11 protein-coding genes are annotated in these 19494 nt (G+C 74.6%); 6 read left to right on the top strand and 5 right to left on the bottom strand.

The features are described 5' to 3' along the window. Positions 1-384: 384 nt before the first annotated feature. A complete protein-coding gene (locus AMK27_RS19480) occupies positions 385-951 on the bottom strand; it encodes a MarR family winged helix-turn-helix transcriptional regulator (RefSeq protein WP_073909390.1) in 567 nt (188 codons plus the stop codon). A gap of 155 nt (positions 952-1106) precedes the next feature. On the opposite strand from AMK27_RS19480, the gene AMK27_RS19475 reads away from it, so the two are divergent. After that, the gene (locus tag AMK27_RS19475) at positions 1107-2372 is read left to right on the top strand and encodes an MFS transporter (protein WP_198955899.1); all 1266 of its coding nucleotides are present in this window, start codon (positions 1107-1109) and stop codon (positions 2370-2372) included. Position 2373: 1 nt separating this feature from the next. Here AMK27_RS19475 and AMK27_RS19470 read toward each other — a convergent pair whose 3' ends face one another. Together AMK27_RS19470 and AMK27_RS19465 are read right to left on the bottom strand one after the other, a co-directional pair. Continuing rightward, entirely contained in the window at positions 2374-4017 is a 1644-nt protein-coding gene (locus tag AMK27_RS19470; protein ID WP_073909385.1) for an ATP-binding SpoIIE family protein phosphatase, read from the bottom strand. A gap of 106 nt (positions 4018-4123) precedes the next feature. Then, positions 4124-5440 (bottom strand): NAD(P)/FAD-dependent oxidoreductase, encoded by a 1317-nt coding sequence (locus tag AMK27_RS19465; RefSeq protein WP_241847552.1) that lies wholly within the window; start codon positions 5438-5440, stop codon positions 4124-4126. Positions 5441-5841: 401 nt separating this feature from the next. Here AMK27_RS19465 and AMK27_RS19460 point away from each other — a divergent pair, with 401 nt between their 5' ends. Further along, positions 5842-6636 carry a TetR/AcrR family transcriptional regulator gene (locus AMK27_RS19460; protein WP_073909376.1) on the top strand — a complete coding sequence of 265 codons (795 nt, stop codon included), beginning with the start codon at positions 5842-5844 and terminating at the stop codon, positions 6634-6636. A gap of 269 nt (positions 6637-6905) precedes the next feature. Further along, entirely contained in the window at positions 6906-9074 is a 2169-nt protein-coding gene (locus AMK27_RS19455) for a sigma-70 family RNA polymerase sigma factor (protein ID WP_073909373.1), read from the top strand. 64 nt (positions 9075-9138) lie between these two features. Here the strand turns inward: AMK27_RS19455 and AMK27_RS19450 are convergent, their stop codons facing one another. Continuing rightward, positions 9139-12735, bottom strand: a complete 3597-nt coding sequence (locus AMK27_RS19450; RefSeq protein WP_079188509.1) for an AfsR/SARP family transcriptional regulator — start codon at positions 12733-12735, stop codon at positions 9139-9141. 181 nt (positions 12736-12916) lie between these two features. Further along, positions 12917-15136, bottom strand: a complete 2220-nt coding sequence (locus AMK27_RS19430; protein WP_073909369.1) for an asparagine synthase-related protein — start codon at positions 15134-15136, stop codon at positions 12917-12919. Between the two features lie 570 nt (positions 15137-15706). Here AMK27_RS19430 and AMK27_RS19425 point away from each other — a divergent pair. The 3 genes from AMK27_RS19425 (at position 15707) to trmB (ending at position 19439) form a co-directional block, all read left to right on the top strand. After that, a complete protein-coding gene (locus AMK27_RS19425; protein WP_073909365.1) occupies positions 15707-17194 on the top strand; it encodes an MFS transporter in 1488 nt (495 codons plus the stop codon). A gap of 212 nt (positions 17195-17406) precedes the next feature. Further along, the gene (lhgO, locus tag AMK27_RS19420; RefSeq protein ID WP_073909360.1) at positions 17407-18591 is read left to right on the top strand and encodes an L-2-hydroxyglutarate oxidase; all 1185 of its coding nucleotides are present in this window, start codon (positions 17407-17409) and stop codon (positions 18589-18591) included. Positions 18592-18635: 44 nt separating this feature from the next. Then, positions 18636-19439: a tRNA (guanosine(46)-N7)-methyltransferase TrmB gene (trmB, locus tag AMK27_RS19415; protein WP_073909355.1), complete on the top strand. Its 804-nt coding sequence runs from the start codon at positions 18636-18638 to the stop codon at positions 19437-19439. Positions 19440-19494 lie beyond the last annotated feature (55 nt).

Genomic DNA, 19494 nt, shown 5'->3' with positions numbered 1-19494 from the left:
TCCGACTCTATCAGATCTTTCCGATCCGATTTCCTCGGTGCTTTCCGGTCCCTTTTGCTTTCGCTCCGGGCCCTTCCGGCGGTTCCGACTCTATCAGAACCTTTCGGCGTCTGATTCCCAGTCAGCGGGGTTTGTCTTTCCGGCTGTTGGGCCGTTCCGACGTCTCAAACTCTAGCGGATTTCCCCGGCGGCTCATAATCGAGTCTTTCGAAATGAATTTCGGCATGCCGAAATTCGTCCCGGTGGGGAGATCGTGCGGAGTAGAGGTGCCGCTCTGAGCGGCGGAGTGGTTGTCGAAGAACCGTTCCGGCTCTGTGACAACTCGGAGAACACTACGCATCCGCGAGGGGAGTGTCAAGCCCTGTCAAGCGAGTTCCGCCGGGGTCAGTCGAGGTCCGTCAGGCGGCCGCCGGCGTCGGGCTGGGTGAGCTCCACGCGGCGCAGGAGGCGGATGAGGACCTCGCCGAGGACTCCCCGCTCGTCCGAGGTGAGGTCCTGGAGGAGTTCCTCCTCGAAGTCCGTGGCCATGCGCATGGCCTCGAGCCACTTCGAGCGGCCCTCGTCGGTGAGCTCGACGATCACGCGGACGCGGTTGTTCTCGTCGCGGTCGCGGGTGACCAGGCCTTCTCCCGCCATGCGGTCGATGCGATGGGTCATCGCGGCCGGGGTGAGGCCCAGTCGCTTGGCGAGTTCTCCCGGGCCCAGCCGGTAGGGCTCGCCGGAGAGGACCAGGGTCTTGAGGACCTCCCACTCGGCGTTGCTGATGCCGAGGTCGGCGAGCTGGCGTCCGTACGCCACGTTCATCCGTCGGTTCAGCCGGCCGAGGGCGGAGACGACCTTCTCGACCTGGGGGTCGAGGTCGCGGAACTCGCGCTGGTAGGCGGCGATCTGCTCGTCGAGGCTCGGCTCCTGCGGAGCCTGCGGACCGGACCGCTCGGGGTTGTCGGACATGGAGCCGAGTATCCCACGGGTCTCGTTGGCATTGAAGTCCTTCGGTGTGTACTGTTAAGCCTCGAACTTTAGTGTTGAAGTCTTCAAGGTTCAGGGGTACACCTCTGAACCTGCGACCGAAGTGGGTGAGTGTGACCAAGGCGAGGGGCGCAGCGATGCGCCGTATCCAGGCAGGCAGCGCGCTGAGCGCGTTCGGACTCGGCTTCACCGTGCCGTACCTCTATGTGTACGTGGCGCAGGTGCGGGATCTGGGCGCGGCCACGGCGGGCATCGTCCTGGCCGTCTTCGCCATGGCCGCACTGGTGGTGCTGCCCTTCAGCGGGCGGGCCATCGACCGGCGCGGGCCCGTGCCCGTCCTGCTCGTCGCCTCGGTCGTCGCCGCCGTGGGCGCGGTGGCCATGGGCTTCGCGTCCAGCGTCCCCGCGGCCGTGGGGGCCGCGGCGCTGCTGGGTGCCGGTACGGCCGTGCTCCAGCCGGCGCTCGCCACGATGATCGTCTGGTGCTCGACGCCCGTCGGCCGCACCCGGGCCTTCGCCATGCAGTTCTTCCTGCAGAACCTGGGTCTCGGTGTCGGTGGTCTGATCGGCGGTCTGCTGGTCGACACCAGCCGTCCGGGCAGCTTCATCCTGCTGTTCTCGATCGAGGCGGCGATGTTCCTCGTCCTGGCGGGGATCGTCGGGACCGTGCGGATGCCCGGTTCTCCGGCCTTCCAGGGCGCCCGGCCCGCCGAGGGCGGCAAGGGCGGCGTCCGCGCGCTGCTCGGGCACAAGGCCATGGTGCAGCTGTGCGTCCTCGGCTTCGTCCTCTTCTTCGCCTGCTACGGACAGTTCGAGTCGGGTCTCGCCGCGTACGGCACCGAGGCCGCCGGCATCCAGCCCTCGACGCTCGGTATCGCGCTGGCCGCGAACACCGCGGTGATCGTGGCCGCCCAGTTCCTGGTGCTGCGGTTCGTCGAGCGCCGCAAGCGGACCCGGGTGATCGCGGCCGTCGGTCTGATCTGGACCGTGGCCTGGCTGATCGCCGGGTACGCGGGCCTCGGGCACGGCAGCCAGGCCATGGCGACGGCCGCCTTCGTCTCCACGTACGCCCTGTTCGGGCTCGGTGAGGCGATGCTGTCGCCGACCGTGGCGCCGCTGGTCGCCGACCTGGCGCCGGAGTCGATGGTCGGGCAGTACAACTCGGCCTTCGCGCTGGTCAAGCAGCTGGCGCTGGCCGTCGGGCCGGCCGTGGGCGGGCCCATGGGAGCGGCGCTGCACGGTCCGTACATCGTGACGTTCGTGCTGTTCTCGCTCGGCATCACGTTCCTCGCGGTGCGGCTGGGCAAGCAGCTGACCCCGGAGCAGAACCAGCCGTCGCTCGCCGTGAAGCCGTCCCGGGTCGTGGCGCAGCACCTGCCCGAGAAGGAGACCGCGGCCGCCTGACCTAGTGGTCGGGCAGGGCGAACTCGCACCAGACCGCTTTGCCGCCGCCCGGTGTGCGGCGGCTCCCCCAGGACGAGGCGATCGTCGCGATGATCGAGATCCCGCGACCCGCCTCGTCCTCCGATTCCGCCCTGCGGCGACGGGGCAGGTGGTCGTCCCCGTCCGTGACCTCGATGATCAGGCGGCGGTCGGTGCGGCGCAGGCGCAGCCGCATGGGCGGGGTGCCGTGCTGGAGGGAGTTCGCGACCAGTTCGCTGGTGGCGAGGACGCCCAGGTCGCGCAGTTCGACCGGGAAGCGCCAGGACGACAGGACTCCGGAGGCGAACGCACGCGCGCGGGGAGCGGCCTCCACGCCGCCGAGGAGTTCCAGGGCCGCGTTGTGGAAGAGCTCCGCGTCCGCCCCCTTGCGGGACGGGTGCTGGACGACCAGGACGGCCACGTCGTCGTCGTGCTCCGCGGTGACTCCCAGGGAGCGGAGCAGCCGGTCGCAGACGACCTGCGGGGTGCCGCTGGCGCCGGAGAGCGCGCGGGCCAGGGCGGCGACGCCCTCGTCGATGTCCTCGCGGCGCCGCTCGACCAGTCCGTCGGTGTAGAGGACGGCGGTCGAGCCGGGCGGCAGGGCGATGGAGCCGGAGGTGTGCAGCCAGCCGCCCGTGCCGAGCGGCGGGCCCGTCGGGTCCTCGGCGCGCCGGACGGTGCCGTCCTCGTCGCGGACGAGGATCGGGAGGTGGCCCGCGGAGGCGTAGACCAGCTTCCCCTCGTTGGGGTCGTGGATCGCGTACACACAGGTGGCGATCTGGCTGGCGTCGATCTCGGCGGCGAGGCCGTCGAGGAGCTGGAGCACCTCGTGCGGGGGCAGGTCCAGGCGCGCGTAGGCGCGGACGGCCGTGCGGAGCTGGCCCATGACGGCGGCGGCGCGCACCCCCCGGCCCATCACGTCGCCGATGACGAGCGCGGTGCGTCCGGCGCCGAGGGTGATCACGTCGTACCAGTCGCCGCCGACGGCCGCGTCGGTGCCGCCGGGCTGGTAGGTGGCGGCGATCCGCAGGTCGTCGGGCTGCTCCAGGTCCTGCGGGAGCAGCGAGCGCTGGAGGGTGACGGCGGTCTCGCGGTGGCGGCGCTCGCTGGCCCGCAGCCGCTCGGCGGCCTCGGCGTGGTCGGTGACGTCCGCGGCGTGGACGAGGACTCCGCCGCCCTCGACATGCGCGCTGTCCACGGGCAGGCAGGTCACCGTGTACGAGCCGCCGTCCTGGGTGCGGCGGGACTTGACCGTACGGGGCTTGCCGCTGCGCAGCACCTGGTCCATGAGGGGCAGCAGGCCGAGTTCCTCCGCCTCCGGGCAGCTGTCGGCGACGGGCACGCCCGCGGGGCGGGGGCCGAAGGCGGCGGCATAGGCGTCGTTGACGTACGCGATGCGGTGCTCCGGGCCGTACGCGAGGGCGACCAGGCCGGGGAGCCGGCCCAGGAGCTCCCGTACGGAGAAGTCCTCCAGGGCGGGCACGTCGAGGGGCTCGCCGGCGTGGCCGGCCAGGTGCTCCAGCTGCTGCGCGTACTCACCGCGGGCGGCGGGCACGGAGCCTTCGGTCCCCCGCGCCGCGCGGCGCTGTGTACCGGGGAGCCGGGCGCTCCAACGGGTGAAGTTCACGGATCTCTATGCCTCGTGGTGTCGGTGCCGTGCAGAGTCACGCTGTGCAGGTGTGAGCCCACCTATGGTCACACGTCCAGTGTGGACGAGTGCACTGACAGTGATGTCAGGACGACGGCTTGTCGCGGTGGTCGGGGGGCGGAGCGGCGGCGAGTTCGAATTCGGCGCGGGGGTGTTCCAGCGACCCGAGGGAGACGATCTCCCGTTTGAACAGGCCGGACAGGGTCCATTCGGCGAGGACCCTGGCCTTGCGGTTGAAGGTGGGGACCCGGCTCAGGTGGTAGGCGCGGTGCATGAACCAGGCCGGATATCCCTTGAGTTTCCGTCCGTAGACGTGGGCGACGCCCTGGTGGAGGCCGAGGGACGCCACGGAGCCGGCGTACGTGTGCGCGTACTCCTTGAGCGGCCGGCCGCGCAGGGAGGCCGCGATGTTCTCGGCGAGGACCTTGGCCTGGCGGACGGCGTGCTGCGCGTTGGGCGCGCACTCCTTGCCGGGTTCCTTCGAGGTCGCGTCGGGGACGGCGGCGGCGTCGCCGGCGGCCCAGGCGTGGGCGACGCCCTCGACGGCGAGCTGGGCGGTGCAGCGGAGCCGGCCGTGCTCGTTCAGCGGCAGGTCGGTCGCGGCGAGCAGGGGGGCGGGCTTCACGCCCGCGGTCCAGACGACGGTGCGGGTGGGCAGCCGGGTGCCGTCGCTGAGGACGGCGATCCGGTCCTCGCAGGACTCGAGGCGGGTCTCCAGGCGTACGTCGATGTTCCGGCCCCGCAGCTCGCGGATGGCGTACTTCCCCATCTCCTCGCCCACCTCGGGCAGGATGCGGTCGGAGGCCTCGACGAGGACCCAGCGCAGGTCCTCCGGCTTGAGGTTGTGGTAGTACCGCGCCGTGTAGCGGGCCATGTCCTCCAGCTCGGCGAGCGCCTCCACGCCCGCGTAGCCGCCGCCGACGAAGACGAAGGTCAGGGCCGCGTCGCGGATCGCGGGGTCACGGGTCGAGGAGGCGATGTCCATCTGCTCGATGACGTGGTTGCGCAGGCCGATGGCCTCCTCCACGGTCTTGAAGCCGATGGCGTGGTCGGCGAGGCCGGGGACCGGGAGGGTGCGGGAGACCGAGCCCGGCGCGAGGACCAGTTCGTCGTACGTGAGGTCCGCGGTGCCGGTGCCCTCCTCCGCGGTCGCGAGGGTGGAGAGGGTCGCGGTCCGCTTGGCGTGGTCGATGGAGCGGACCTCGCCGATGACGATCCGGCAGCCGTCGAGGACCCGGCGGAGCGGCACGACGACGTGCCGCGGGGAGATCGAGCCGGCGGCGGCCTCGGGGAGGAACGGCTGGTACGTCATGTACGGCTCGGGGGTGACCACCGTGATCTCGGCGTCGCCGGCTCTCAGCTCGGCCCTGAGCTGCCGTTGGAGGCGCAGCGCGGTGTACATGCCGACGTAGCCACCGCCGACCACGAGAATGCGCGCAGGTTCCGTCACTGTCCCATGACGCACCCGCCGTCCGTGGTTTGTCCACAGCCCCGGCAAATTGTGTGACCGGAGGGGTACGGAGGCGCGGGGTGGCGCATGAGGCGGGTGCGGGCGCAACGGAGCAGGTCAGGACGGATGCGCCGGGCTCCGCGGGGGGTCGGAATCGGGAGTGTTCCCCTCCTTGCTCCGATCGGGGGGCGCACCGTACGGAACTCCCCCTTCTGAATTGACCCGGACTCAACTATGTTCGTACTTCGTCGGGGTGTCGGATGGGAGCGCGTGGACCGAAGCGCTCGCCGCCGGGAGCCCCGTTTCAGGGCGGGGAGTCTCCGGGGGGAGACATCATGAGCGGGGGAACGCTTATGCATATGCAGGATTCACGATGGCAGACGGGCGCCGGGACGGCGACCGTGGACGAGGGCCCGCACACGGGCCTCGGCGGCTCCGAGCGCAACGGCGCACCGGTGTCCGGCAGGTCCGCGCCGCTGCGGGTGGACGCCCAGCGCAATCTGGAGCACGTCCTGCGCGCCGCGCGCGAGGTCTTCGGCGAGCTCGGTTACGGGGCTCCGATGGAGGACGTGGCGCGCCGCGCCCGCGTCGGCGTCGGCACCGTCTACCGCCGCTTCCCGAGCAAGGACGTGCTGGTCCGGCGGATAGCCGAGGAGGAGACCTCCCGGCTGACCGAGCAGGCACGGGCCGCGCTGGGCCAGGAGGACGAGCCGTGGTCGGCGCTCTCCCGGTTCCTGCGGACCTCGGTGGCCTCGGGCGCGGGACGGCTCCTTCCGCCGCAGGTGCTGCGGGTGGGCGTCGACGACGTGACGGTGCTGCCGCTCGGCGGCGGCTCCCCGGACGCGGGCGACGCGGCGCGGGTGCCGCACCAGCGGGTCATCGGCGAGCAGGCCGACGTGCGCGTGGTCGCGCCGCGGGCCGTGCCGGCCGAGGAGAAGGACGACGCGGGTGCCGCGGAGCTCCTCGAGGTGGTCGGCCGGCTGGTCGACCGGGCGCGTGAGGCGGGTGAGCTGCGGACCGACGTGACCGTGGCCGACGTCCTCCTCGTCATCGCCACGGCCGCTCCGGCGCTGCCGGACGCGGTGCAGCAGGCGGCGGCCTCGTCGCGGCTCCTCGACATCCTGCTCGAAGGCCTTCGCTCCCGGTAGGCAGGCGTCGGCTGCACGCGCTCCGGCGGGGGCTGGGGCTGGGGCGCTTCGCGGGCCGGGCACTTCGCGGGCCGGAGGTCTTCGTCGTCCGCGGGCTTTCGTGGTCCGGGCGGACCAATGAGCATGACACGAACGTGTGAACGGTTACGCCCGGATACACGAAGTCGCCCCGGACGAGTGGTAAGTGGCCGCGGCGCTTCGGCGTGCCCGCGCGCTGTGGCAGGCTTGCCCGGTGTTCGGGTCCGAGCGTGCGTACGGGGGCTTCCGCGATGAGCGGTGACAGTCGGGACGAGCCGCTTGGCGGCCCCGCCGAGGCGGGGGGACCGCCCTCCCGGCAGGTGCCGAGCCAGGGTGGGCCGGGAGGCCTCTCCGGTGCGCCGGACACCGCAGGACCGGGTTCCGCGGCCGCGGGTTCGACCGGTGCGGCGGCTGCCGTGGAGCCGCTCGACCCGAGTGTGCCGCAGCAGCGCGAGGGCAAGACCTCCGGACGGGGCGCCGGCTCCGGGACGGAAGCCGGGTCCGGGAGGGATGCCGGGTTCGGGACGGACGCAGGGTTCGGGACGGACGCAGGGTTCGGCCCCGCCGGGACCGATCCCGCCGCCGGGGACCACCACGAGCACGACACCGTCCTCCCGCCGCCCGTGGAACTGCCGCCCTCCGACTCCGAGCTCGTCCAGCTCATGCGGGACGGCGACGACTCCGCGTACGAGGAACTCTTCCGCAGGCACTCCGACGCCGTGCGCCGGTACGCGAGGACCTGCTGCCGGGACGCCCACACCGCCGACGACCTGACCGCCGAGGTCTTCGCCCGCACCCTGCAGGCGGTCCGCGGCGGAGCAGGTCCCGAACAGGCCGTACGCGCCTATCTGATGACCACCGTCCGGCGCGTCGCCGCGAACTGGACGAAGACGCAGAGGCGGGAACACCTCGTCGAGGACTTCGCGGTGTTCGCGGCCGAGGCCGCCCGCTCCTCCGAGGTCGCCGACCAGACCGCGTCCTTCGGGGCCGGCCTCGACCTCGGCGCCGACGTCCTCGCCATGCACGAGGCCGAGCAGTCCCTCGCCATGCAGGCCTTCCGCTCGCTGCCCGAGCGCTGGCAGGCCGTGCTGTGGCACACCACCGTCGAGGAGGAGTCCCCCAGCGAGGTCGCACCGCTCTTCGGCCTGACCGCCAACGCCACCGCCGTCCTCGCCAGCCGCGCCCGCGAAGGCCTCAAGCAGGCCTATCTGCAGGCCCACGTCAGCCAGTCCCTGACGGCCGGCGGCGACTGCGCCCGCTACGCCGACCGGCTCGGCGCCTACGCGCGCGGCGGTCTGCGGATGCGCGCCGAGCGCGGACTGCGCAAGCACCTGGACGAATGCGCCAAGTGCCGGGTCGCCGCCGGTGAACTGGCCCACGTCAACGCCGGGATCCCCGCGCTGCTTCCGGTCGCCGTCATCGGCTGGTTCGCCGCCGGGTACGCGCTCAAGGCCGCCGGCGTCGTCGCCGGTGGCGCCGTCGGCGCGGGCGCGGCCGGCGCCGCGGCAGCCGCCACCGGGTCCTCCGGCGGGGCGGCCTCCGGGGGCGCCGCCGCCGAGGCGCTCGGCGCGCCCGCCAAGGCCGGGATCGCGGCCGCCGTGGCCGTCGCCGCGGCCGCCGGGCTCGTCTGGGCCATGGCCGGCGACCCGCAGCCCGTGGCCGCGCCCAGACCCGCCCAGCCCGTCGTCACCCCTGTCGTGCCGGCGGCGCCCGCACCGGCGGCGAAGCCGACGCCGAAGCCCGTACCGCCGCCCCCGCCCGTACCGTCCGAGCCGCCGGCTCCCGCTCCGACGCCGACCCCCACGCCCCCTCCCGCGAAGCCCTCGCCGAAGCCGACGCCCGCTGAGCCGTCACCGAAGCCGACACCGACGACGGCACCGCCGAAGCCCCGCCCGACGCCGGAGCCGACGCCCACGCACACGCCGACGCCCCGTCCCGAGAAGCCCTCGCCGAAGCCGACGCCGCCGCCGCCCGCCCCGCCGAGGGTCTACCAGGTCAACGAGCTGGACTACGGGATCTTCGGCGACGGCACGAAGCCCGAGGTCTCCCTCTCCGACAGCAGCTGGATGTGGCAGCGCGACGATCTGTCGATCGGCGGCACCCCGTACGCGCACGGCGTGAGCGTCCACGCGCCCTCGTCCCTGCTGATCGACCTCAACCGGCAGTGCACCCGTTACGACGCGGTCGTCGGCGTCGACGACCTGAGCGGCCTGCTCGGCGTCGGCGGCGTCCGGTTCTCCGTGTACGGGGACGAGGAGCGGCTCTGGCGCTCCGACGTGGTCCGGGCCGGCGACCCGCCGGTCCCGGTGGGCGTCGACATCTCGGGCCGCCGCACGATCCGCCTGGTGGTGGAGGAGCACACGCCGTTCGGGCGGGCCGTGGTCGCCGACTGGGCGCAGTCCCGGATCAGCTGCTCCTGACGGTCCCGTCCGGCTGCGATCCGTCCGGCCGCGATCTGTCCGGTCCCGATCCGTCTGTCCCCGATCAGTCCGTCCCCGATCCGTCAGGTCCCGGCCGTGGGGCGACGGTCTCCGCGAGGGCGAGGACCTCGTCGACACCGAGGCCCTCGCCCGCCGCGCAGGCGGCGGCGACGCCCGAAGGACCCAGCGCCGCGAGCGCCCGGTCGGTCACCTCCCGGAGGTCCTTCAGACCGGGGACCGAGCGGGGGGTCTCGGAACGCCAGCCCTCGACGGCCGTCATGACCGTGACCGCCAGGGCGGCTTCACCCCTCGCGGACAGGACGACCCCGAGACACTCCCCCAGGCCCGCGACGAAGAACTCAGCGCACTGCGCGTCCCGCGCGCCGCGCAGCGCTCGCACGGCCGTGGCGACGGCGGACGGCCGCCCCTCGCCCGCCTCCACGCGCGCGGACAGCCCCACGAACGCCGCCTCGAAGTGCGGCGGGGGCGCCCCGGTCGCGATCGTGCGGCCCGCCTCCTCCAGGTGGGCGCGGGCCTCCGCGACCTCACCCCGGTACAGGGCGACGCCGGCCCGCAGGAAGCAGACGAACACGCCGGTGTCCCGCACCCCGTAGCGCTCCGCCTCCTGGGCGGCCTCGTCGAGCCCCTTCTCCGCGGCCTCCATGTCCCCCTTCTGATAGGCGAGTTCGGCCTGGCGGGCGAGGAGGAACGGGGACTCGGCGTGCGCGCCGACCTCGCGGGCCAGCCGGAGGGCCTCCTCGTACGCCTCCCCGGCCTCCTCGGTACGGCCGCGCAGCATGTGGGCCTCGCCCACCGCGCTCGCGATCTGGGCCCCCATCCAGCGGTCCCCGACGCTCCGGGCGAGGACGCGGAGCTCGGCCAGGTCCTCGTCGATGCCGGGCATGCCGCCGGGCATGTCGACGACCATGTGCGTACGGAACATGAGGCTGACGCCGACCTCCCAGTCGCCGCCGTGACGCCGGCAGTTGGCGACGGCCTCGTCGAGGAGGGCGAGGACCACGGCCGGTTCCTCGGTGAGGTACGCCGTGAACGGCCAGAGCAGGCCGGGGAACCGGGCTCCCTCGGGGCCGGGCGGCTCGCCGAACGCCGACCGTACGCGGCGGGCCAGCGCGAGCGACTCCGGTTCCTGGAAGTCCCGCAGCGTGCGGCTCTCGACCTCCAGGAAGAAGTGCAGCATGCGCAGGCGCATCCGGGGCCAGTAGCGGGGGTCGCCGGGGTCGTCCGGGTCGTCGCCGAGCGCGACCGTGCGGGCGACCCAGGTCAGGCCCTCGGGCCGGTAGTTGCGCAGCCACCAGAACCAGCCCATGGCGAAGACCAGGCGGTGGGCGGCGGCCTCGTCGGGGGAGGTGACGACGGTGCGGTGCAGGGCGGCGCGGATGTTGTCCAGATCGCGCTCGATCCGCTCGATCCACGGGAGCTGCTCGGCCGAGCGGAGCTTGGGCTCCGCGGTCTCGGCGAGGGCCGCGAAGTGGGCGGTGTGGGCGGCCTCGGCGGCGGCGAGGACCTCCGGGGCCTCGGCGGCGCGCTCGACCGCGTACTCGTGGATGGTCTCCAGGAGCCGGTAGCGCATCTCGCCGCCCTCGACGGGGGTGGCGACCACCAGGGACTTGTCGACCAGGGCGCCGAGCGGGTCCGCCGCGCGCGGGGAGAGGGCCTCGGCGGCGGCGAGGTCCCAGCCGCCGGCAAAGACCGAGACCTGGCGGAGCAGGGTGCGCTCGTCGGGGTCGAGCAGGTCCCAGGACCAGTCGACGACCGCGCGGAGGGTCTGCTGCCGGGGCAGGACCGTGCGGGAGCCGGAGGTGAGGAGACGGAAGCGGTCGTCGAGGCGGTCGGCGATCTGGCGCGGGGTGAGCAGCCGGAGACGGGCGGCTGCCAGTTCGATGGCGAGGGGCAGGCCGTCGAGGCGGCGGCAGATCTCGTCGACGGCGGCGCCGCCGTCCCGGGTGAGGTCGACGGCGGGGCGCACGGCGCGGGCCCGCTCGGCGAAGAGGCGGTGCGCGGGGTCCGGCGGCAGGGGTTCCAGCGGGCGGACCGACTCCCCCGGGACACCGAGGGGTTCGCGGCTGGTGGCGAGGATGCGGAGCTGCGGGCAGGCGGTGAGGAGGGTCTCGGCGAGGGCGGCGGCCGCGTCGATCACGTGCTCGCAGTTGTCGAGGACGAGGAGGAAGGGGCGGCGGGCGAGGTACTCGACGAGATGGGCCGTGGGGTCGTCCTGGAGGGTCGCGCCCTCGCGGGTGATCAGGTTGACCTCGCGGAGCCGGAGCGCGGAGAGGACGGCGCCGGGGACGGCCTCGGGGTCGTCGAGCGGGGCGAGTTCGGCGATCCAGGCGGTGGTGGGGGAGGCGGGTGCGGGCCCGGTCCGTCGGAGGCCGGCCGCGGTGGGGCCCGGACTGGTGGGGGCTGAGGTGGTGAGGCCCGGACTGGCGGGAGCTGAGGTGGTGGGGCCCGGACTGGCGGGAGCTGAGGTGGTGGGGCCCGGACTGGTGGGGTCTGCAGCTGTGGCGGGTGTGCCGGCTGAGCCGTCGGCGGGGGCGACGGGGGTGAAGAGCCTGAGGGCGGCCTCTTCGGCGAGCCGGGTCTTGCCGGAGCCGCCGGGGCCGGTGAGGGTGACGAGCCGGAAGCGGTCCAGATCGGCGTGGATCGCGGCCAGCTCGGGCTCCCGGCCGACGAAGGAGGTGAGGCGGGGGCGGATGTTCCCGGGGCCGAGGGCGGGGCCGGGGGCGGGGCCAGGGGCGAAGTCGGGGGCGGCCGGGCCGAGGGTGAGGTCGGGGGCGCGGGTGCCGTCGGGGGCGCGGGTGGAGGTGGTGGCCGGGGGCGGCGGGCTGCGCGGGTGGTCGGGCGGTGACCCCGGCCGCGAGCCGGCGGCGGCCGGCGGCCCCCACGGGGTGCCCGTACGCACAGGGGCCGGGGCGGGCGCGGGCGCCGGACCCGCGAGGAGCTCCCGGTGGAGGGCGGCGAGTTCGGGGCCGGGGTCGGCGCCGAGGGCGTCCGCGAGGGTACGGCGGGCCGACTCGAAGGCGGCGAGGGCGTCGGCGTGCCGGCCCTCGGCCCGCAGGGCGCGGATGAGCTGGGCGTGGAAGGGCTCGTCGTACGGGTGGGCGGTGGTGAGCCCGGTCAGCTCGGGGACGAGTCCGTCGGTGGCGCCCCGGCGCAGATCGGCCTCGACGCGCTGCCGCAGCGCCGCGAGCCGCTGTGCCTCGGGGCGGACGCCGGCCGGGTCGGGCAGATCGGCGAGGGCGGGCCCCCGGAAGAGGCCGAGGGCCGGGCGGAGAAGGGCGGCGGCCTGCTCCGGGTCGTCGGCGTCGAGGTGGGCGGCCGCGTCCCGGACGTGGCGCTCGAAGACGTACAGGTCGATGTCCTCGGGGGCGGCGACGAGCCGGTAGCCGGGGCCGGGGGTGGAGGCGACGGCATCGCTGCCGATGATCCGCCGGAGGCGGCCGACGAGGGCCTGGAGGGCGGCGGGGGCGTCCTGCGGCGGGGCGTCCCCGTACACGTCGTCGGCGAGCTCGGTGACGGACGCGGGGCGCCCGCCGCGCAGCGCGAGCGCGGCGAGCAGCGCACGCAGCCGGGCGCCGCCGACGGGGAGGCGGCGGCCGAGGGGGTCGAGGGCCTCGGTGGTGCCGAGGATGAGATACCGCACCGGCTCATTGTGTCCGGCGGCCCTGGCGTACGCCTCGGGGTTTACCCCGGTGCGCCGTCGGGGTCGGGCCGTCGGCAGGCAGAGGCGTCCGGGGCGGGACCACGGGGGTCGGGCGGTGCGGCCGCTGTCCCCGGCTTGTGGAGGGACGGGTGCCCGTGGTCGCCGCCGGACGTTTCAGGTGTCACGCCGGGAGGGACCTCGTTGCCGGGATCAGGGGGCCCTGGACCGCGCGGTGGGCGCGGGGTTCCGTGGTGTTGGTCCAGCAGGAGCCGCGGCGGGACATGAGGCGGCGGAGCCAGAGTTCGGTGGAGACCAGGTCCGCGAGGCCGTCGAGGGGGACGGGGGCGCCGTCGGCCGCCGTGCGGAGGGCCTCGCGGACCACGCGTGCCTCGATCAGGCCCGCGTCGGCGAGCAGCGGGGCGTCGAAGAGGGCGATCAGATGGGGGAGGGCGGCGCGCAGGCCCGCGCGGGTGGCGCCGGCCGGGACCGCCGGGTGAGGGGCGCCCCAGCCCGCCGGGAGGTCGTGGATGCCGGCGCCGGACAGGACCGTGCGCAGGACGCCCGCGCGGGCGTCCGGCTGGACCCGGAGCGATTCCGGGAGGACGCGGCAGGCCCGTACGACCTGGTTGTCGAGGAAGGGGGCGTGCAGGCGCTGGCCGCGGATCTCCGCGGCCTGCTCCAGGACCCGGTGGTCGGCCGCCGCACGCGCGAGCGCGGCACGCGCGCGTGCTTCGCCCGGGCGCTGGACGGAGGCGGGCAGGGTCGCCGCCCGGTTCAGACGAACCGATACTTCAGCCAGCGCCTCTCCCGTCAGCCACCGCGCCGCCGGCCCCGGCCGGGACCAGGTGAGCGCCGACAGGGACGCCTCCAGGGGGCCGAAGCCGTCCGACGCCGTGCGGTTCGCCTCCAGGACCCGCTGGGCGGCCGCCTCCAGGCCCGTCCGGTACGGGGTACGGGCCAGCTTCCGCGCCGCCCGGTACACCGTCAGCGGCACCAGGAGCGAGCCGGCCGAGGTCCCCGAGGCCTTCGCGAGCGCCGTCACCGGGCGCACCAGGGAGCGGCGTCTGCGGTCCATCAGGAGGTCGGCGAGGCGCGCCGGGTGCGCGTCGAGGACCTGCTTGGCGCCCATGCCGGTGAAGTGGTCGGCACTGCCGCCCGCGAGCCGTCTCCGATGCCGCTCGGCCGTCACGAGGGACGGCCCCGGCTCGTCCGTGAGCGGCCCGTCCAGCGCCGCGTACGGGAGGGCCTCCTCGCCGCCCGCGACGACCACGTGGTGCAGCCGGGGGTCGGCCGCGAGGGCCCCGGCCCGCTTCAGTTCGTCCTCCCGGGCCGAACCCGCGCGCGTGGCCAGGTCGTTGAAGGTGACGGCGAGCAGCCGCTCCCCCGCGCCCGTGCCCTGCCCGGTGATCGTGCCCGGCACCCCGGGGAGTCCCGCCGCGAGCAGCGCGAGCGTGCCGGACGCGCTGCCGCCCGAGAGGTCGGCGCCGATGCCGGGCGCCGGGCCGGCGCCCCGGGCCGCGCGCCGGTCGGCCGGCCCCATGCCGGGCACCGGGCCCGGGTCGGGCAGCGGGGCCTCGGGGGCGTGCCGCGGGGCGGTGAGCCGCGCGCGTACCGCTTCGATGAGGGCGTCCCTGACCCCCTCGACGGCCTGCCGGGGGTCGGCCTGGGCCGCCGCGACGGCGAGCGAGGCGACCTGCTCGTACCCGGTGATCTCGCGCGAGCCCTCCCGCAGGATCAGCGCGTGGCCCGGAGGCACCCGCCTGACCCCCTCGTACGGGGTGGAGTCGCGCAGTGCCTCCGGGGTCTCCGGGCAGGCGAGGAGCGCCGCGAGATGGCCGATGTCGAGCTGGGCCTCGACCAGGTCGGCCAGGGGCAGGGCGGCGGTGGCGAAGGCGGTGCCGCCGGCCCAGGGGGTGTGGAACACGGGCCGGGCGCCCGCGAGATCACCGGTGACGGTGACCCGGCGGCCGGCCTTGACGACCGCGGTGTAGCTGCCGGGCCATGCCGTGAGATGCCGCAACGCGCCCCCGCGCGCGGTGAGCAGGCCGATCCGCAGTTCCTCGTCGCTCGCGGCGCAACAGCCGAGGACGGCGAGACGGGTGTGGTCGTCGACGGCCACGACCCGGACTTCGTCGGGGCGCCAGTCGCCGACCGCCCACAGCGGATCGGGATCGCCCCAGAGGAGTTGCGCGCCGACCGGTTGCACCGTGCGCCCCTCGGTGGCGGCCGCGTGGCCGTAGCCCGGGGCGTAGCCGGAGCCGTGGTCCGCGCCCGGGACGTGGCCGGCGCCCGGGCCGAAGCCGTGTCCGCCGCCGTACGAGCCGCTCACCGAGCCCGCCCGGGCCCCGGCCGTCGTTGCGAAGCCCGCGGCGACACTGCTCCAGCCCACCAGCCATCGCATCGGCGCCTCCACATCCGTTTCGGTGGGAGACATGCTGCCACGACAACGGCGCACGGGGCGGAGTCCGGGTGCACGCGCGCGAAAGCCGAATGCGCCCCTGGCATGGGCCAGTTGAACACCGGCGCGATTCGGCCAAATATCGCCCCTCCTCGGTGGGGTTGAGAAGCGTCCGGGGCACCTGCCCACGCACACCGCTTCACACCGGCCACCGGCAGCCCGGGAGGCGCTCCCGCCTCCCGGTGCCGTCCGCCGCCCGCGGGGAATGGGGCGGCGGTATCCCCCAGCCCACTGGTCCGGGACACATTCCCGGCCGAGCGGGCCGACCCACGCGCTACTCATGGAAGCGCTCCCCCGGCCGTGCGGAGAGAGCGCACGGCCGGGCGCACGGCCACACGGCGGGAGCACGAGCCGGTCCGCCCGCCCCGGCTGTCGGTCTTTCACACAACAATCTCGCCATACGGAACACCGCCCCTTAACGGTAGGGATGCGGCGAACTACGCTGTGTTTACGAATGCCGCACGCCTATGCCCGGCGTCGTGGCGGCCGTCTGGGTTGTCGAGGGGTGGCGTCATGTCCAGGGAGCAACGCGGGCCGAACGAAAAGCTCGGCACGGTTCTCGCCCTCGCGGGAATCAGCAACGCCGGGCTGGCCCGGCGCGTCAACGACCTCGGTGCGCAACGGGGCCTGACGCTTCGGTACGACAAGACCTCGGTCGCCCGGTGGGTGTCGAAGGGCATGGTGCCGCAGGGCGCCGCGCCGCATCTGATCGCCGCCGCGATCGGGCAGAAGCTCGGCCGGCCCGTGCCGCTGCACGAGATCGGGCTCGCCGACGCCGACCCCGCGCCCGAGGTGGGCCTCGCGTTCCCGCGCGACGTGGGCGAGGCGGTGCGCTCGGCGACCGACCTGTACCGGCTGGATCTCGCCGGGCGGCGGGCCGGCGGGGGCGGGATCTGGCAGTCGCTCGCCGGTTCCTTCGCGGTGAGCGCGTACGCGACGCCCGCGTCCCGCTGGCTGATAACCCCGGCCGACCCCTCGGTGGAGCGCGAGGCACCGCGCCCACCGGGGGCCGGGATCACCGGCGGGGGCGGAAGCGCGGGCGCCACGGGCGGCGCGGCGGCCGCCTCGTCCGCCGGCGAGTACGTGCGCGTGGGGCACAGCGACGTCGCCAAGCTCCGCGAGGCCGCCGAGGACGCACGCCGCTGGGACTCCAAGTACGGCGGCGGGGACTGGCGTTCGTCCATGGTCCCCGAGTGCTTACGGGTGGACGCGGCCCCGCTGCTGCTCGCCTCGTACTCCGACGAGGTCGGCCGGGCCCTCTTCGGCGCGACCGCCGAGCTCACCCGGCTCGCCGGCTGGATGGCCTTCGACACCGGGCAGCAGGAGGCCGCCCAGCGCTACTACATCCAGGCGCTGCGGCTCGCCCGCGCCGCCGCCGACGTACCCCTCGGCGGCTACGTCCTCGCCTCGATGTCCCTCCAGGCCACCTACCGGGGCTTCGCCGACGAGGGCGTCGACCTCGCCCAGGCCGCGCTCGAGCGCAACCGGGGCCTCGCCACCGCCCGCACCATGTCCTTCTTCCGGCTCGTCGAGGCACGCGCGCACGCGAAGGCCGGCGACGGGGTCGCCGCGGCGGCCGCGCTCAAGTCCGCCGAGGGCTGGCTGGAGCGCTCCCGCGAGGGCGACGGCGACCCGACCTGGCTGGGCTTCTACTCGTACGACCGGTTCTGCGCCGACGCCGCCGAGTGCTACAGCGACCTGAAGGCGCCGCGCGAGGTGCGCCGCTTCACCGAGCAGGCGCTCTCGCGGCCGACGGAGGAGTTCGTCCGCTCGCACGGGCTGCGCCTGGTGGTCTCCGCCGTCGCCGAGCTGGAGTCGGGCAACCTGGACGCGGCCTGCGCGGCGGGCACGCGCGCGGTGGAGGTGGCGGGGCGGATCTCGTCGGCGCGGACGACGGAGTACGTACGGGATCTGCTGCACCGGCTCGAACCGTACGGGGACGAGCCCCGGGTCGTGGAGCTGCGGGAACGGGCCAGGCCGCTGCTCGTCGCACCGGCGTGAGCGGCGGGGGCGCCGCCGGTCGCCCCCGACGCGAGGGGCGCGGCACGAGGGGTGCGACGTGAGCCGGCCCGACCCGCGTCGGCCCGGGCCACGTCGGCACCCGCTGCCTCGGCGCGACCCGTTCCGGCGTGACCTGCGTCTCGTGCCGCCGCGCGAGGTTTCACGGGATTGTCAGTGGGCCAGTGCACTATCGGGGGTGGGAGGTGGCGCTGGTGTTTGACTGTGACGTGCTGGTGATCGGCGGCGGGATCGTCGGTCTGTCGACGGCGTACGCCCTGACGCGCGCCGCTCCCGGCACCCGGGTCACGGTCCTGGAGAAGGAGCACGCGCTCGCGAGCCACCAGACGGGGCGCAACAGCGGGGTGATCCACAGCGGGATCTACTACAGGCCGGGATCGCTCAAGGCCCGGTTCGCGGTCGAGGGCGCGGCCGAGATGGTCAAGTTCTGCGCGGAGTGGGACATCCCGCACGAGGTGACGGGCAAGCTCGTCGTCGCCACCTCGCGCGAGGAGCTGCCCCGGCTGCACGCGCTCGTGCAGCGCGGCAGGGAGAACGGCATCCCGGTGCGCGAGCTCGGGCCCGCCCAGATCAGCGAGTACGAGCCGCGGGTGACGGGCCTGGCCGCCATCCACGTCGGCACGACCGGCATCTGCGACTACGGGGCGGTGTCCCGGCGGCTCGCCGAGTCCTCCCGGGCCCGGATCCTGTACGGCGCGGAGGTCACCGTCATCGACCGGCGGCCCTGGGGGGTCGCCGTGCGGACGGCGGACGGCCGGGTGGTGCGGGCGCGGGTCCTGGTCAACTGCGCGGGGCTGCACTGCGACCGCATCGCGCTGCTCGCGGGCGACGACCCGGGCATGCGGATCGTGCCCTTCCGAGGGGAGTACTACGAGCTGAAGGACCCCTCTCTCGTGCGGGGTCTCGTCTACCCGGTACCGGATCCGGCCTTCCCGTTCCTCGGGGTGCACCTGACGCGGGGGATCGACGGCGGCGTCCACATCGGGCCGAACGCGGTCCCGGCGCTCGCCCGGGAGGGGTACGGCTGGTCGGTCGTCCGCCCGCGCGAGCTCGCCGGCACGCTCGCGTGGCCCGGCTCGTGGGCGATCGGCCGGGCGCACTGGCGGTACGGGGCGGGTGAGCTGCGGCGGTCGGTGTCGAAGCGGGCGTTCACGGACGCGGTGCGACGGCTGCTGCCGGTGGTGTCGGAGTCGGACCTGCGGCGGGCGGACGCCGGGGTGCGGGCGCAGGCGGTGCTGCGGGACGGGACGCTGGTCGACGACTTCCTGATCCGGGAGGCACCGCGCACGGTCCACGTCCTGAACGCGCCCTCGCCGGCGGCGACGGCTTCGCTGCCGATCGGACGCGAGGTGGCGGGGAGGGCGCTGGCGCGGCTGTAGCCCACCGCCCGGCGGGCGGCGATGCGCCGTAGAATCGGGGCATTGTGTCTGAGCAGCCAGAGAACATCGCGCGCCCCGTCGCCGACCCCGCCGAGTCCGTACGGCCCGTCGCGCAGCGGGGCAGTCAGCGGTTCGCGGCCGGTGAGGGCCCCCTGCCCGATCCGGCCGGGTCTCATCACGAGCGGCGGATCCGCAGCTTCCAGCCGCGGCGCAGCCGTGTCACCACCGGTCAGGCCGAGGCCCTGCTGAAGCGGTGGCCCGACTGGGGTCTCGACATCGACGGCCGGCGGGTCCTCGACCTCGGCGCGATGTTCGACGGGCTCCCCGTCGTCATGGAGATCGGCTTCGGCATGGGCGAGGCGACCGCGCAGATGGCCGCCGCCGACCCCGGCACGGGCATCCTCGCCGTCGACGTCCACACTCCCGGCCAGGGCAATCTGCTCGGTCTCGCCGACCGGAACGGCCTGACCAACGTCCGGGTCGCCAACGGCGACGCGATCATCCTGCTCCGCGAGATGCTCGACAAGGACTCCCTCGACGGCTGCCGCGTCTACTTCCCCGACCCCTGGCCCAAGGCCCGTCACCACAAGCGGCGCCTGATCCAGCCCGAGTTCCTCAGCCTCCTCGCGACCCGGCTCAAGCCCGGCGGCGTGCTGCACTGCGCCACCGACTGGGAGTCGTACGCCGAGCAGATGCTGGAGGTGCTCACCGCGCACCCCGACTTCGAGAACACCCGGGCCGACGGCGGTTTCTCGCCGCGGCCCGACTTCCGGCCGCTCACCCGCTTCGAGGGGCAGGGGCTCGACAAGGGCCACGTCGTGAACGACCTCCTCTTCCGGAGGAAGTGACCGGGCGGGGCGACGGGGGCGGGGCGACGGGGGGAGCGCCCCGACGGCGGCGCCT

The organism is Streptomyces sp. CB02009 (genome assembly GCF_001905825.1).
Taxonomy (GTDB): domain Bacteria; phylum Actinomycetota; class Actinomycetes; order Streptomycetales; family Streptomycetaceae; genus Streptomyces.
Note: the sequence above shows the minus strand (reverse complement) of the source record. Positions and strands in the feature narration are given on the sequence as shown.